A 14,953-nucleotide genomic window follows, 5' to 3' on the forward strand; every position below is an offset into this window, starting at 1 on the left:
ACTATAAAACCAAAGGCCTTTTAAATCAAAGCCAAAAACTTTTGGGTAAGATAAGCCACTTCCGAATAACCTTCTGGGTTGTACTCCTTTTCCATTTTAAGGTAGTTGTACACCCCTTTTATCTCGGAAGGATTCAATAGCACGGTAAAGCTGGATTTATAGGTTTCGAACAATCGAGATCTGTTATGCCGCTCAACAACTTTAATAACATTATAATGCCTTGGGTCGTTCTTTATTTTTTCGAAAAGAGCGATGAGTTCTTCTTTTTGGGAAGTGGGACATTCTAATATTTGAAAAAAATTACCCTCCTTGAATACCAAAATGCCACTGACGCGTCTTGCGTTATTATCGGTTTCCGTTTGTTGTAATAGCTTTTCGATATCGGCTTCTTCCAAATAAGGTTGGGCCGTACTGTAATATATGATTGAGTACACGGTTGGTGTTTTTTAAAAAAACTATTAAATAAAACAGAAAAGGATTTTGTTTAACTTTTTAGGCGATGAAGTAATTGAGTTTTTCGGCAACTTCTTTGTGCTCTTTTTTGTCCAATGCCTGCTGAATTAATAATTTTAGGTTTGTCATATCATCTTTGTCTGTGATGATGCTGAATCCAGTTTTGTACTTTTCAAATATCCTATTTCCCTTTTCTGTGTCCACGAGTTTAATGATATTGTAATGGCGTTCATCTTCGGCTATAGTCTCGTAAAGACTACTAATAATGGGGTATTCGCCTTCCAACACCTGAAGGAACGTTTTGTCACTGTACAAAAGGATACCGGTAATTTCCAGATCCTGGTTGTTCAATTCGGTGCTTTCGAACAAAGAATTTAAGTCGCTTTCCGAGATATCCTTTACGGCGCGACTTACGTACACAATGGTACCAATTCCTTCTTCTTTCATGACACAGGGTTAAAAAGTTAATTGAAATTTTGGAGTGTAAAAGTTAAACAAAATATTCAATTTATTTTCGCCCTTTAACAAAAAAACCTCCGGGAATCACTCCGGAGGCCATTCATCAATCAAAAAACGAACAGTTATGCTTTGTAACTGTTGTTGCTGTCATTGGGGATTATCCCAAATATGTCTTTAAGATCTTACTTCTAGAAGTATGCTTCAATCTACGGATTGCTTTTTCCTTGATCTGGCGAACACGCTCTCGTGTGAGATCGAAAGTTTCACCAATTTCTTCAAGGGTCATTGGGTGCTGGTTCCCCAGTCCAAAGTACAATCTAATTACATCGGCTTCACGAGGGGTAAGCGTTTCTAAAGCACGCTCAATTTCCGTACGCAAAGATTCGTGTAACAAAGATCGGTCTGGATTTGGAGATTCCCCACTACGCAATACGTCGTATAGATTAGAATCTTCTCCTTCTACTAGAGGAGCATCCATGGATACGTGACGTCCAGAGTTTTTCATAGACTCCTTTACGTCGTTAATAGTCATGTCCAACTCCTTAGCAATTTCTTCTGCAGAAGGGGGACGTTCATGGGCTTGCTCTAGGAAAGCAAAGGTCTTATTAATTTTGTTAATACTACCAATCTTGTTCAATGGCAAACGAACAATACGCGATTGTTCTGCCAATGCTTGTAGGATGGATTGACGAATCCACCAAACAGCATAAGAAATGAATTTAAATCCACGGGTTTCGTCAAAACGTTGTGCGGCTTTTATAAGCCCTAGGTTCCCTTCGTTGATAAGATCGGGAAGGGTTAATCCCTGATTTTGGTACTGTTTTGCTACCGAAACCACGAAACGAAGGTTTGCCTTGGTCAATTTCTCCAATGCACGCTGGTCACCCGCTTTAATGCGCTGTGCCAATTCTACCTCTTCGTCTGCGGTAATTAAGTCAACTTTTCCAATTTCCTGTAGGTACTTGTCCAAAGATGCAGTTTCCCTATTGGTAACCTGCTTCGTAATTTTAAGTTGTCTCATGTAAGGTAATGTCGCTTTAAGTTATTTTCCTTTCGTACCGAGTTATACGTAAAAGATTACTAAAAAGTTACATAATTGTAAATGTTTTTCGGTTTAATAACAAAAAAATACGGTAAAGTGCTAATTTTGAGACCCTTGTAATTCCCTGAAAATTTCCTCGGTATCTGCTCTTTGTGTAGGGAATTAACATTCACATTATCAATATAATAGTCTAAGAAAGGACTATTACGTTACATTTTTTCATCCAAGGACTTCCCATGATTTTCAAATATTCGATCATTGCATTGGGCATTATTCAAAATCTAGGACTTGGTAAGCGGAGAGCAGTTGTTTAAGGGCCTCAATTTTTGAATACATCTTATTGAAGAAGGTATTTTGTTCCTTTTCACCGGCAGTATTCAATAATTTAGAATGTTCCAGCTGTTTTTGAAAGTAGTCATTGGCTTGCTCACACATACTCGAGTCACTCGTTAAATAATAGGACAACATTGAAAAGGGGACATAAAGTGATTGTTGTGATTTTGTTTGAACCAAAACCTGATTGTTCATCAGTAATAGCTCATTATAATATAATTGAAACCCATGGCGGCTTTTCGATACTTTTTGGGATAAGTTCGTTATGAGTTCCTCAATTTGGGAACAGAGTACTAAGGCATCTTCAATTTCCAATAACCCGGCTTCGAAATAGAAATGAATTTGCTTTAAAGTACTGTTTACCGTGGTAACATCCCATATTTCGCTAATGGTAAGATCACCGTATATACCTCCTAGTTCCTTTGCTGCTGTAAGTAGTGGCAGGCTTGGATGGTAATGCGAAAATTTCTTGTTAGAAAATGTCGGATCCAATAGTTTTAGCCATACATAGCATTTAAATCGAGTGAGTAAATTGCCCTCTAATAAATAAAATAGAGGGATATCCTTGGCCGAATATAAAAGGTGGCTCTCTTCACTAGCTTTCAAAGAAGACAAGGAAATATAAGACCTCTCGAAGTATTTCTGCAGGTCCTCTTCGCTTCGTATAGAGGCTGTTTTCTGCACAGCAACAATATCTTGAGAGGAGACATCATGCAACCCGTCTAGGGATATGTGGAATCTCCTGGCTAGCTGCATGCTTTCTTCCAAGGATAATTTACTCTTTAAGCTGGTTCTTCTGTGTGCAGCGTCATAACTGATGTCCAAGGCTTCGGCAATCTCTTCGATTAAAGAAGTATTGGCGGGTAGCCGTTTTCTTATTCGATTCAAAAACTCTTGTTGAAACATAGTGTAAAAATATAATTTTTGTGATAATCACAAAAATTTAATATTTGTGTTGTGATAATGTAAACTAAAAATGTGAATATAACAATAATTTTGATTCGTAATCAAATTCAGAAATTATGAAAATCAAAATATTGTTAACTGCAATTTTACTCACAGGTTTTTTGGCAAATGCCCAAAAGAAGCAACGAAAGCTTAGAGCGCCCATATGGATTACGCATAGCAAGAATACGGATGTTGTTGGTGTGTCTTTTGGGATATTGCCTAAAAGTCTTTTTAACGATAGCACATTAACGAGAACATTTGGAATGCGGGTTGAGCCCTCTATATTGGGAGCTTTTTCTTGGATGATAGATAAATCTCCAGTAGCAACTAATGAAGATTCTTTTAAGATGATCATGAGTGAGGCTCCAACGGAAATCATTTACGGAGGTAATCTTTCTACAGGAATCTTTGGTGAAGCGCATGTACACGGTTTTTCAGCTGGGATATTTATGCAACAGTTATATCGCATGAACGGAATTGCGGTTACAGGAATGATGAATCTTGTGCAATCTGGAAATGGTGTGTTCATTGGTGGATTTGGAAACGAACTCTATAAAGGAAATGGAATTGCTGCAGGTTTTGGCAATTTAGGATATCGATATAATGGGATACAGGTAGGAATACTGAACACGATAAAAGAAACCGGGCATGGACTCCAATTGGGTTTGGAAAATGATAGCCAAAAGTTTAATGGAGTTCAATTTGGGTTCATGAATATTGTCGATGAAAGCATGATTGGCTTGCAAATTGGCTTGTGGAATAACGCAAATAGTCTTAGAGGAATACAATTAGGGCTTTGGAATAAGAATGGGAAGCGATCATTACCCTTCATAAACTGGCAGTTCAAGGGATAGCACGGAGGAATAAATAACTAAGAATAGACCAAACAAAGAAGACCCCGCAATGAAGAGTTGCAGGGCCTTTTCTTTTTCATAATATTATTGCGTACTCCCGGCCGATAAAGGATCACAGGGAATAACCTCAATGTCATAACTTCCAATCCCTAGTAGTTCTATATCCTCTACCGTCTCGATTCTGAAGTAGATGGTTTGGGGACTGGATAGCGTAGTGTATTCTGTTGGATCTATTTCATTCGTTTCGTCTATGGCATCCTGCTCTGTTTCGAAATAAGTAAGTTTCAACGAATCCGATCTGTCGTGTGCTTCCGGAATTTCGGTGCATAAACTATAATCCTGTAGATTCAATTGGGCAACTCCTGGATTGTCCTCCAATTCACAAACCTGATACACCTGGGTCTGGCATTGCCATTCACAGTTTTGGATAATCCTAAGACGTTGATTATTGTATTCCAATTCAATTAAAGTGCTTGTCAGCGTAATTACCTTCCAGTCGTTATTCCAGAACTCACCTCGAGGGGTCTCCTCTTCCTTAATAAAACTGATATTCATGTGTAGTTCATCACCTATGTGGAAGGTAACCCATGATCCGAAGTAAATCCCTTGACCGGAATGCAGCTGCAGGATGTCATGATCGTTTACGGCAATATATTCGCCTTCATAATCATTAGGATACCCTTCCCATTCGTCAATTTCCCAATAGCAGGTTCTAAAAGAGCCATTGCAGTTTCGGATTTCTTCGTCTTTTTCACAGGCTTCCAAAGCTTCCTTTAATTCTTCGTTGTTGTTTATCTCCAATAACTCTCCATTGGTTTGTGTCCCTTTAATGGGATAGCTAATGCTTATGGAGTAATTGTCGGGCATGGCATTCAACAGCCCGATGAATTGTTCGTTTTCGTGAATCGCCGAAGGCTGAACATATTCCATGTTTTCATCAAAAATGAAAATAACAAAGGGATAGTTGAAATCAATACATTCTAATGGGTTTTCGGCGGCTTCCCCTGGAGTACGTTCCAGTAGGGCATACAGATCCGATGCTACCTCGAAAGTTTCGTAATTAACGCGGTCTTCACCCGCAGGCTCATTTTCACAGCTGGTTAGGGCTAGGCATAGCAAGCTTAGGATAGTTAGTGCTAACTTTTTCATGTAAGGTTATTTTTTTATTATGTTAAATCTAAAGATTGTTCCTTTCAACAGAAAGAAAAAGGAGTCGTTATACTTGAATCACGGCTAATTTCTCATGGGTTATTCATGTAACGAGTCCTTTATGATCTTATTTTCCTTTTTCTCCGGATGCAAAAGACTATCGATGACCTCTTTTTTATCCGTATTTATTTCTTCACCCGTACTCATATTGTAATAATGATAGGTAGTCTTCACCACTGTAGTGGTGTCTGGTAGCTTCGGTTTTTTATAAGCAGTTTTTGTTTTTTTCTTAAACGATGTTTTTTCTTCGGCTACTTTTACATCAGGTTCAGATTCTTGAATGGCTTCCAGGTTTTCTTTTTCTGCTTCCTTTTCTTCTGAAATGGAAGTAACCTTATTATCTTCGGAAACCGGATTATTCTTTGCAGCTTCTGTTTCAGAAGAGATAGGTTCTACAACTATTTCTTTTTCCGATGGATCCGAAAGGAATAGGAACCCAGCGCCTCCCAGCAGTAGAAAAAGTAAGCCCAAAAGGAACCATCTCCTTTTTTTCTTTTTCTCATTCAATCGGGTTTCGATGAGATCCCATTGTCTTTCGTCTGCAATAACCGTTTCCTCCCCCAAACGTTCTGCGATTAATTTCCCTATGTCTTTTTTGGTGTTCATGGTTTAGTGATTGAAAGATTTTTGGTTTTTGGGGCTAATCTTTCCCTTAATATCAACTTGGCCCTATGATAATTCGATTTTGATGTGCTTTCTGAAATGGACAAAAGATTGGCAATCTCCTTGTGCGAATGGTTGTCCATTTGATATAGGTTGAAAACCATTCTGTATTGATCGGGCAATTCCTGTATGTGTTGTAACAGTATGCCTAACGGAATCGCTTCAATGCTATCTTCTATCTCTGTACTTCCTCCTTCGGAAACCCGTACTTCTGGCACGGGAACTTCCTTCTGGTTCTTGTAGCGATCTATCGCTTTGTAAATCGTGATGCGTTTCATCCATCCCTCAAAAGATCCCCTTCCCTTATATTTTCGAATACTTGAAAAGATAGTTACAAAGGCATCTTGCAAATTATCTTCTGCATCCTCTTGGTTACGACAGTACTTTAAGGATATAAAGTAAAGCGTGTCCTTGTATTTTTTGAACAATTCGGCCTGTGCCTCCCTGTCATTCTTTTTGGCTCTGTCAATTAATACGTCGAGTTCCAAGAGCAGACTTGTTTAGTAGAAATTTCTGTTATATAGTCTGTAAGAAAATAAAAAGTTGCGTGGGGTCGGCAAAAAAATGCAAATACCCATGAAAAAGAAGTCTGTATTAATGAAAAAAGCCCTTCGAAAAGAAGGGCTTTTTTTACTATATCAGAAAGATAGTTTAGTCTTTCTTTTTGAAATCTCTATTTCGGTTATCCCGATTTCTATTGTCTCTCCCACGGTTACCTCCACTTCGGTTTCCGTCACGCTTTGGTCGATCTTGATAGCCTTCCGGCTTCGGTATGATTGCTTTTCGGGAAACTTTCTCTTTTCGAGTTCTAGAATCAATTCCGAAGTACTTCACATCAAGAACATCACCCATGTTTACTACATCGGTTACGTTCTCAGTACGTTCCCAAGCCAATTCGGAAACGTGAAGCAATACTTCGTTACCAGGAGCTTCTACATACTCAACTACAGCACCGAATTCCAAGATCTTGATCACTTTTACTTCGTAAACGCTTCCAACCTCAGGCTTAAAGGTGATAGAGTCAATCTTAGCCAATACAGCATCGATTCCATCCTGATCCGTTCCCAGAATCTCAACAATTCCTTCTTCGGTAACAGGATCCTCATTGATAACGATCGTCGTTTTGGTTTCTTTCTGAAGTTCTTGAATCACTTTTCCTCCAGGTCCAATTAAAGCACCAATGTACTCGTTCGCGATTACCGTAGTAACCATCTTCGGAGCATGTGGCTTCACATCTGCATTTGGAGTAGCAATGGTGTCGGTTAACTTCTCCAAAATATGAAGACGTCCGTCACGTGCTTGCTGTAACGCTTTGATTAAAATCTCGTAGCTAAGCCCTTTGATTTTAATATCCATTTGGCAAGCGGTAATACCATCTGCCGTTCCAGTTACTTTAAAGTCCATATCCCCTAAGTGATCTTCATCACCTAAGATGTCACTTAATACAGCGTACTTTCCAGTTTCCCCATCGCTAATCAATCCCATGGCGATTCCAGAAACCGGCTTCTTCATCTGTACACCGGCATCCATCAATGCCATCGTTCCACTACATACGGTTGCCATAGAAGAAGAACCGTTAGATTCTAATACCTCACTTACTACACGTACGGTGTAAGGGCAATCGTCTGGGATCATCCCTTTAAGAGCACGTTGTGCCAAGTTTCCGTGTCCTACCTCTCTTCGGGAAGTACCTCTAATGGGTCGTGCTTCTCCAGTACAGAAAGGAGGGAAGTTGTAGTGTAGGTAGAATGTTTCTTCTCCTTCGTAAGAAGGCATGTCAATCTGATTTGCCTCTCTAGAAGTTCCCAGGGTTACTGTGGCCAAGGCTTGGGTTTCTCCTCGTGTAAATACGGATGAACCATGCGTAGATGGCAAGTAATCCACTTCGCACCAGATAGGACGAATCTCATCGGTTTGTCTACCATCTAATCTAAGACCTTCGTTTAAGGTAAGGTCCCTAACAGCAGCTTTTTCTGCTTTGTTGAAATATTTGGAAACCAAATCTCCAATGTCTTCCAATTCTTCTTCAGTATAAGTGGCAAGGATTTCCTCTTTTATTTCTGAAAATGCCAGTCCTCTTTCCTTTTTGGAAGAACCTTGTTTTGCTACAGCATACACTTTGTCGTATGCCATGTCATGGATTTTTTTCTGAAGCTCTTCGTCTTCCCTTTCTGGCTCGTATTCACGAACTTCTTTTTTTCCGAAAGCTTCGGCCAAGCGAATTTGAGCAGCACACTGAACTTTAATGGCTTCGTGTGCGAATTTGATGGCCTCGGTCATTTCCTCTTCAGAAATTTCATCCATCTCACCTTCCACCATCATTACAGAATCTGCAGAAGCACCAATCATCATATCGATGTCACTTTCCGCCAACTGAGCTCTGGAAGGGTTAATAATGAATTCACCATTCACGCGTCCTACACGTACTTCAGAAATAGCACATTCGAATGGGAAATCGGATAATTGAATAGCAGCCGAAGCAGCCAATCCAGCCATGGCATCTGGCATTACATCCTCGTCATGCGACATTAATTGAATCATTACCTGTGTTTCACTGTGGTAATCCTTTGGGAACAAAGGGCGTAATACACGGTCTACCAATCGCATGGTAAGTACTTCTCCGTCACTAGGACGTGCTTCTCTTTTAAAGAACCCTCCAGGGTAACGTCCTGCGGCGGCAAATTTTTCACGGTAGTCTACGGTAAGCGGTAGGAAGTCTACATCGGAAGCCTTGTAGTTGGAAACAACGGTACAAAGCATCATACACTTTCCAGACTGAACTACAACAGATCCGTGCGCTTGTTTTGCTAATTTTCCGGTTTCGATAGATATCTCTCTACCGTCACCAAGGTCTATGACCTCTCTAAAAACTTTAGGTATCATTTGTTTTTCATTATCCCCAATAGGTTGGGGTGTTTGCTAATGGTCAGCGACCGTTTTTCGGTCGTAAGTTGTGTTGTTGTGGTTTGACCAATGAAAAACTAAGGGTAGCTTTTTATGTATGCATGGGCAATAAAGCCCGGGTAATATAAAAAGAGGGGACAAATTGCCCCCTCAATGTTTCTTATTTACGTAGTCCTAACTCTTTAACGATCGCACGGTATCTCATGATGTCCTTCTTCATTAGATAGTTCAATAGCGAACGACGCTTACCTACTAACTTTACCAAAGAACGCTCTGTGTTAAAGTCTTTGTGGTTTTCTTTAAGGTGCTTGGTTAGGTGATCAATTCTGTAAGTGAATAAAGCAATTTGTCCCTCTGCAGAACCGGTATCGTTTTTTCCTTTTCCGTGTTTTGCAAAGATCTCTTCTTTCTTTTCTGGTGATAAATACATGCCAATATTATTTAAATGATTTTTATGTACATAATTACGTCTCTCGTAATCAGGGTGCAAAGATACTATTTTTAAGTGTATACCAAAGTGTTGCTCTGGAAATTATTTTTTTAACGATTCTTTAAACCTTTTTGTATTTGCATAGTCATAAGGGCATGAAACTCTTAAATACAAACACTATGAAAACGAACGTAATGAAAAAAGGAATGTTGCTCCTTATGGGTGCTGGATTACTCTTCACTTCCTGTAGCCAGGACGATAATGAGACCAGTGAAGAAAGTGTAAGCGCCGAAATTACCGCCGAACGAACCCAACAATCTACCGAAGCAGAAATTGCTACGGACGAATTATTCAATGTCATGGACATCGCTTATGCCGAACAGGAAGAAGAGGCAGGTCGCAATGCAAGCTATTTCCCAAGTTGTGTTACCATCACAGTAAGCATGCAAAATGGGGTGAAGTTCGTTACCCTGGATTTCGGATTGGGGTGCCAGTTGAACAATGGAGCCATTGTTTCCGGAATCATTTACCTTACCTACAATCCATCGCAGGCGGGTACGGTAACCATTGAGTACGATCTGGAAAACTTTGCGCACAACAACAAGTTTATCGCGGGTGGAGGATCCCTTTTCCGCGAGCGAAACAATGCCAATGGCAATCCGCAGCATACGGTAAATCACGATTTGGAGGTGACATTCCCCAACGGATTGGTGATCGATATTGACGGTACCCGAGTTTCCGAATGGATCGAAGGGGTAGGAAGTGGTACTTGGGAGGACAATGCCTTCTTGGTAACTGGAAACCGTGATATCCAATTCAGTACCGGATTCTCGCATTATGCCATCGTAATAGATCCATTGCGCAGGGAAGCAACGTGCCCGCACTTTGTGAGTGGTACGGTAGAAATTACCCGAAACAACGGAACTGGACTCTTGGATTTTGGAGACGGTACCTGTGACAATTTAGCCACGCTAACAGTGAATGGCGAAACGTACACTATTATTCTCAATTAATAGTGAAGTTGGTGGTTTTTGTAAATGGAATCGGCTCCGAAAGGAGCCGATTTTTTATGTCTTATGCTGTGATTTCCCGTAAAGGTTGGTTCTGTATAAGATCCAAATACAGGTTGATCTTTCGTTTCAAATCTTTTCTATGGCTAATGAAATCCAAGAAACCGTGATCCTGCACGAATTCTGCGGTCTGGAAGCCTTCAGGTAATTCTTTTCCAGTAGTATCACGTACTACACGGGGACCCGCAAAACCAATCAAAGCTCCGGGTTCACTAATGTTGATATCCCCCAACATGGCAAAGGAAGCCGTAGTTCCTCCAGTAGTGGGATCGGTACACAATGAAATGTATGGGATTTTAGCTTCAGCCAATTGTGCCAATTGGGCACTGGTCTTAGCCAACTGCATTAAAGAAAGGGCAGCCTCCATCATTCGGGCACCTCCACTTTTTGAAATCATTAAAAACGGAAGTTTCTTTTTAAGGGCATAACCCGCCGCACGTGCAATTTTCTCACCCACAACACTTCCCATAGAACCACCAATAAAGCTGAAATCCATACAGGCAACAACCAAGTCCTTGCCCATTGATTTACCTACTGCAGTGCGCACGGCATCTTTAAGTCCGGTCTTTTCTTGGGCCGCTTTTAAACGGTCCGTATATTTTTTGCTGTCTTCGAATTTAAGGGGATCTTTGGAGGTAAGACCTGCATCCAATTCCTTGAATTTATTATCGTCGAACAGGATTTCGAAATACTCTTTGCTACCTATGCGTACATGGTAACCGTCTTCGGGACTTACATAAAAGTTCTTTTCGAGTTCTTCGGCATCTACGATTTTCCCAGTTGGGGATTTGTACCAGAGTCCTTTAGGAACGTCCTTTTTTTCTTCCGTAGGGGTTTGTATCCCCTTTTTCGTTCTTTTAAACCAAGCCATAATGAGGAGGAGTTAGTCTAGTTAGGAAAGTGTGTTAACGTTGTTTAAGTCTTCGAAAGCTTGAATTAAGCGCTTTTTGAACGTAAGCTCTCCTTCGCGCAACCACTTTCTTGGGTCATAATATTTTTTGTTGGGAATATCCCCGCCATCCGGATTTCCAATTTGGGTCCTAAGATAGTCAATATTATTAGTCATATAATCACGGATTCCCTCGTTGAAGGCAAATTGAAGGTCGGTGTCGATATTCATCTTCACCACCCCATAGCCAATAGCTTCGCGAATTTCTTCCAGGGTAGAACCACTTCCGCCGTGGAATACAAAGTCGATTGGGTTGTATCCTGTTCCATATTTCTGCTGCACGAACTCTTGGGAGTTTTTTAGAATCTTAGGAGTCAATTTTACATTCCCGGGTTTGTACACCCCGTGTACATTTCCGAAGGCAGCGGCCACAGTAAACCGATCGCTTACTTTCTTTAGTTCTTCGTATGCATACGCTACTTCTTCGGGCTGGGTGTATAATTTAGAGCTGTCCACATCGGTATTGTCCACACCATCTTCTTCACCACCGGTAATCCCCAATTCTATTTCTAGGGTCATGTCCATTTTGGACATACGCTCCAAGTATTTTTTACAGATTTCAATATTTTCTTCAATGGGTTCTTCAGACAGGTCGATCATGTGCGAGCTGTACAAAGAAGCTCCTGTTTTATTGTAATGAGCCTCACCGGCATCCAATAAACCATCGATCCAAGGAAGTAATTTTTTAGCACAGTGGTCCGTATGAAGGATCACGGTAGCACCATAGGCCTTGGCCATTTCATGAATATGGTAGGCTCCTGCAACTCCACCAGCAATAGCGGCTTTTTGCCCCTCGTTGGAAAGTCCTTTTCCGGCATTAAATTGCGCTCCACCATTCGAAAACTGAACGATCACGGGAGAATTAAGCTCCTTGGCGGTCTCCAAAACGGTATTGATACTATTGGACCCAACTACATTCACTGCAGGCATGGCGAATCCTTTTTCTTTTGCTAGTTGATGTATTTTCTGAACATCTTTTCCAGTGGCCACACCGGGTTTAATGTCGTAGCTCATAAGTTGTCATATTTAGGGGGTAAAAATAACAAAAAATGGTGGTTTAAAATGGATAGTTGATACCAATGTTCAATACCGAATTTTTGAAGTTGTAATCCTTGAACCACCTTTGGCCTTCTGTTCTTGCAGGGTCGTAGGTTTTAAAGCCCACATCGAACCGCAATACGAAAAATCCGAAGTCGTACCGCAATCCCAATCCAGAAGCGACCGCCAGCTCCGAAAGATCGGAGAAATCATTGAATTTAAAGGCTTCCCGTTCCTCGTTGTCCAATACATTCCAAATGTTTCCAGCATCTATAAAGAAGGCGCCCTTAAAACCTCCTAAAATGGTGTAACGGTATTCTGCATTCAATGCCAACTTTAAATTGGCTTCGTTAAAATCGAGGATTCCTCCACTGCTTCCAGGTCCCAAATCATAGGCTCTCCATCCACGATTGTCGTTGGCACCCCCAGCAAAGTAACTACGTGTAAAGGGAATACTGTTGCTATTGCCATACGGAATGGCTATACCTCCAAAGGCTCGAATAGCAAAAATGGAATTGTTGTTCAACTCCCAGTGTTTTATATAGTCGGTTTCAAATTTTACATATTGGGAGAAAACCACCCCAAAGGTTTCAAAATTTTCATCTTCGTTCTTTTCCAAACCTATAGAAGAAGCAATAGTAGAAAGTAGATTTCCTGCGGCTTCCACTTTCCACCGAAAACGGGACCAGCTAAAGTCATAGATTCCTTCACGCGTATCCCGGGACCAATTAAAAGTAGAAGCAAAGATGAGGTTGTCTTCGGTAAGGCGATCCTGTCGTTGGTTTATGCTTCGCAACTCATCTAATGTGGTATCGTCCAATGAAAGGGGGTTGTCTGGAGAAAGACTGAATTGAATAAAATTATCGGCCTCCGTTGGGATTCCCAATGAGTTCCCATCTTCAAAAACATAGTCCGAATTTTGGGCAATCTCATTCAGTTGGTCATACGAGGTTTGGTAAACATTAAAGTAATTGTTCGTATTCAAATTTCGAACGTATTGCACATTCACCAAATCGAACTGATTGGTACGAATGGTCTGCGGTTTCCATCGGTAGCTGAAGATTCCATTAAAATTCTGCCTATCCAGTCCAATGTTGTTCTGCGCATTGATCCCCACACTTATGCTCGTGAATGGAGACATATATTTAGGAATAATCTTATTGGTGTTCACTGGGAATAGGATGGAAGGGAGCGTAAGCTTAACATCTGCACCCACATCGGAGGTATTGAAAAAGCTACTATCACTGTCGGCGTTGTCTTTGGAGGCACCCACACTTCCCGATGCAGATATTTCCAGGTTTTCTGCCCCTCTAAACACGTTTCGGATAAGGAAACTACCGCTAAATCCAATCCCGAATTGCTGAATGGTAGAGGTATACGCATCAAAATCCACACTGGCGGTATATTTCTTTTTTGGTGTTAGGAGAATACTGGCAATGAGTCCCGTTCCCGTAGAGTCGTTAGGATCTTGTCTATAACTAATATTCGGATATCTAAAATTCCGAAGTTCCCTTAACTGATTATAGGTGAGCGTACGGTCAATATCCCTGAATATTTCCCCAGGAGTAATGGAAACAGCATTGGTGATGGCCTTGGGGCGATATTTTAATTTGTCGTAGCTGAATAATTTATAGCCCGCATAGGTGGTAGAGTCGGTTAGGGTACTATCCCTATTGGCATACGCAGCGTCTGTAACTATGCGTACTTCATTTATTTTGTGAATTTGAAAGGGAACGCTTATGGTCGAATCTCCCTGAGCGATCCTACGATTGGGAATGATGTAGTCGATATGGACTTTATGTCCCGTATTGTTAGTATCGGCATCGAACCCGATATAATCCTGATCGAAATAGTAAAGCCCCGAGTTTCGAAACTGAATGTTAAGTCGATCCCGCTCATTCACAAAATCGTTGGCATTGTACTGTTTGCCCGGCACAATAAAGGTATTCTCCTTGGTAAGTTGAAAAAGGGAATCTACGATGGGGGAGCTTATTTTTTCTGAAATGGAATCGATAAAATACGGTTTACGTTTGGTAATGTTATAGGTAATACTTCCGCGCTTTTCTTGCGTGGTATCCTTTTCAATTTTATAAGTGCCATCTACATTAAACCATCCTTGGGTAAAATAATACCGCTTCAATTCGCGCAATGATTTTTTGGTTTTTCGCTCTTCGATCACCACAGGGGCACTCCCTGTACGTTTTATCCAATCATGGATATTCACCTTTGTCCTGCCAATCCCTTCCACTTGCTTTCTCGAAATGAGGTTGCTAAGGCGTTCCAGTCGTTTGGGTTTGCGGTGTAGCCAATCCTGAAAGGTAGAATCGGGTTTCTCCTCGGCCATATTGTAAAAGTGAAGTCCGAAAGGAACTCCCAGTACAGGAATCTTGGGGTTGGGTTTTTGGTTTATAAGACTATTCAGCTCACTGTCGTTCACTTCTTCACCATCGACAACGATTGCATTTTCGGTAAGTAAGAGCTCGTTTTCCTTGACATGTTTCACTGTGTTACAGGAGAAGAGGAGCATCACAGTTCCTAAAATTAATGATATTTTTGTGAGGATTTGAGCCAAAGAGTTCGAGTTTCTCAACTTCAAAAATA

Annotated in this window: 14 protein-coding genes; 2 read left to right on the top strand and 12 right to left on the bottom strand. The window is 40.8% G+C overall.

The genetic code is table 11. From position 1 onward, the window contains the following. Positions 1–20: 20 nt before the first annotated feature. From POV27_RS04175 to POV27_RS04190, 4 genes are all read right to left on the bottom strand, one after another. A complete protein-coding gene (locus POV27_RS04175) occupies positions 21–434 on the bottom strand; it encodes a BLUF domain-containing protein (protein ID WP_272861470.1) in 414 nt (137 codons plus the stop codon). A gap of 58 nt (positions 435–492) precedes the next feature. Then, the gene (locus tag POV27_RS04180; RefSeq protein ID WP_272861471.1) at positions 493–900 is read right to left on the bottom strand and encodes a BLUF domain-containing protein; all 408 of its coding nucleotides are present in this window, start codon (positions 898–900) and stop codon (positions 493–495) included. A 169-nt stretch (positions 901–1,069) separates the two neighbouring features. After that, on the bottom strand, positions 1,070–1,933 hold the full coding sequence (locus POV27_RS04185) for a sigma-70 family RNA polymerase sigma factor (RefSeq protein WP_219050492.1): 864 nt from the start codon (positions 1,931–1,933) through the stop codon (positions 1,070–1,072). A 291-nt stretch (positions 1,934–2,224) separates the two neighbouring features. Continuing rightward, positions 2,225–3,175 (bottom strand): hypothetical protein, encoded by a 951-nt coding sequence (locus POV27_RS04190; protein WP_272861472.1) that lies wholly within the window; start codon positions 3,173–3,175, stop codon positions 2,225–2,227. 134 nt (positions 3,176–3,309) lie between these two features. Between POV27_RS04190 and POV27_RS04195 the strand changes: the two genes are divergently transcribed. Beyond that, a complete protein-coding gene (locus POV27_RS04195) occupies positions 3,310–4,089 on the top strand; it encodes an LA_2272 family surface repeat-containing protein (RefSeq protein ID WP_272861473.1) in 780 nt (259 codons plus the stop codon). A gap of 84 nt (positions 4,090–4,173) precedes the next feature. Here POV27_RS04195 and POV27_RS04200 read toward each other — a convergent pair whose 3' ends face one another. The 5 genes from POV27_RS04200 to rpsO form a co-directional block, all read right to left on the bottom strand. Beyond that, positions 4,174–5,238: a hypothetical protein gene (locus POV27_RS04200; protein ID WP_272861474.1), complete on the bottom strand. Its 1,065-nt coding sequence runs from the start codon at positions 5,236–5,238 to the stop codon at positions 4,174–4,176. Between the two features lie 99 nt (positions 5,239–5,337). Continuing rightward, positions 5,338–5,904: a hypothetical protein gene (locus POV27_RS04205; RefSeq protein WP_272861475.1), complete on the bottom strand. Its 567-nt coding sequence runs from the start codon at positions 5,902–5,904 to the stop codon at positions 5,338–5,340. Next, entirely contained in the window at positions 5,901–6,449 is a 549-nt protein-coding gene (locus POV27_RS04210) for an RNA polymerase sigma factor (protein WP_272861476.1), read from the bottom strand. The genes POV27_RS04205 and POV27_RS04210 overlap by 4 nt, the downstream gene beginning before the upstream one ends. 163 nt (positions 6,450–6,612) lie before the next feature. Next, on the bottom strand, positions 6,613–8,844 hold the full coding sequence (locus tag POV27_RS04215; protein ID WP_272861477.1) for a polyribonucleotide nucleotidyltransferase: 2,232 nt from the start codon (positions 8,842–8,844) through the stop codon (positions 6,613–6,615). A 181-nt stretch (positions 8,845–9,025) separates the two neighbouring features. Then, complete coding sequence (gene rpsO / locus POV27_RS04220) at positions 9,026–9,295, bottom strand: 30S ribosomal protein S15 (protein ID WP_272861478.1); 270 nt, start codon at positions 9,293–9,295, stop codon at positions 9,026–9,028. 179 nt (positions 9,296–9,474) lie between these two features. Between rpsO and POV27_RS04225 the strand changes: the two genes are divergently transcribed. Continuing rightward, the gene (locus POV27_RS04225; protein WP_272861479.1) at positions 9,475–10,308 is read left to right on the top strand and encodes a hypothetical protein; all 834 of its coding nucleotides are present in this window, start codon (positions 9,475–9,477) and stop codon (positions 10,306–10,308) included. 61 nt (positions 10,309–10,369) lie between these two features. On the opposite strand, the gene accD is transcribed toward POV27_RS04225, so the two are convergent. The 3 genes from accD to tamL are packed head-to-tail and all read right to left on the bottom strand — an operon-like array spanning position 10,370 to position 14,948. Continuing rightward, positions 10,370–11,236, bottom strand: coding sequence for an acetyl-CoA carboxylase, carboxyltransferase subunit beta (gene accD / locus POV27_RS04230; protein ID WP_272861480.1), 867 nt, complete (start codon positions 11,234–11,236; stop codon positions 10,370–10,372). A 21-nt stretch (positions 11,237–11,257) separates the two neighbouring features. Then, a complete protein-coding gene (gene fbaA, locus POV27_RS04235) occupies positions 11,258–12,328 on the bottom strand; it encodes a class II fructose-bisphosphate aldolase (protein ID WP_272861481.1) in 1,071 nt (356 codons plus the stop codon). A gap of 43 nt (positions 12,329–12,371) precedes the next feature. Next, on the bottom strand, positions 12,372–14,948 hold the full coding sequence (tamL, locus tag POV27_RS04240; protein WP_336375829.1) for a translocation and assembly module lipoprotein TamL: 2,577 nt from the start codon (positions 14,946–14,948) through the stop codon (positions 12,372–12,374). Positions 14,949–14,953 lie beyond the last annotated feature (5 nt).

Origin of the sequence: Aureisphaera galaxeae (assembly GCF_028561275.1) — a bacterium.
GTDB classification, from domain to species: Bacteria; Bacteroidota; Bacteroidia; order Flavobacteriales; family Flavobacteriaceae; genus Aureisphaera; species Aureisphaera galaxeae.

Coding starts and splice junctions, on each gene's coding strand:
- POV27_RS04180 (WP_272861471.1), bottom strand. CDS start 900: ATGAAAGAAGAAGGAATTGGTACCATTGTGTACGTAAGTCGCGCCGTA.
- accD (WP_272861480.1), bottom strand. CDS start 11,236: ATGGCTTGGTTTAAAAGAACGAAAAAGGGGATACAAACCCCTACGGAA.
- rpsO (WP_272861478.1), bottom strand. CDS start 9,295: ATGTATTTATCACCAGAAAAGAAAGAAGAGATCTTTGCAAAACACGGA.
- POV27_RS04225 (WP_272861479.1), top strand. CDS start 9,475: ATGAAAACGAACGTAATGAAAAAAGGAATGTTGCTCCTTATGGGTGCT.
- fbaA (WP_272861481.1), bottom strand. CDS start 12,328: ATGAGCTACGACATTAAACCCGGTGTGGCCACTGGAAAAGATGTTCAG.
- POV27_RS04195 (WP_272861473.1), top strand. CDS start 3,310: ATGAAAATCAAAATATTGTTAACTGCAATTTTACTCACAGGTTTTTTG.
- POV27_RS04200 (WP_272861474.1), bottom strand. CDS start 5,238: ATGAAAAAGTTAGCACTAACTATCCTAAGCTTGCTATGCCTAGCCCTA.
- POV27_RS04185 (WP_219050492.1), bottom strand. CDS start 1,933: ATGAGACAACTTAAAATTACGAAGCAGGTTACCAATAGGGAAACTGCA.
- POV27_RS04205 (WP_272861475.1), bottom strand. CDS start 5,904: ATGAACACCAAAAAAGACATAGGGAAATTAATCGCAGAACGTTTGGGG.
- POV27_RS04215 (WP_272861477.1), bottom strand. CDS start 8,844: ATGATACCTAAAGTTTTTAGAGAGGTCATAGACCTTGGTGACGGTAGA.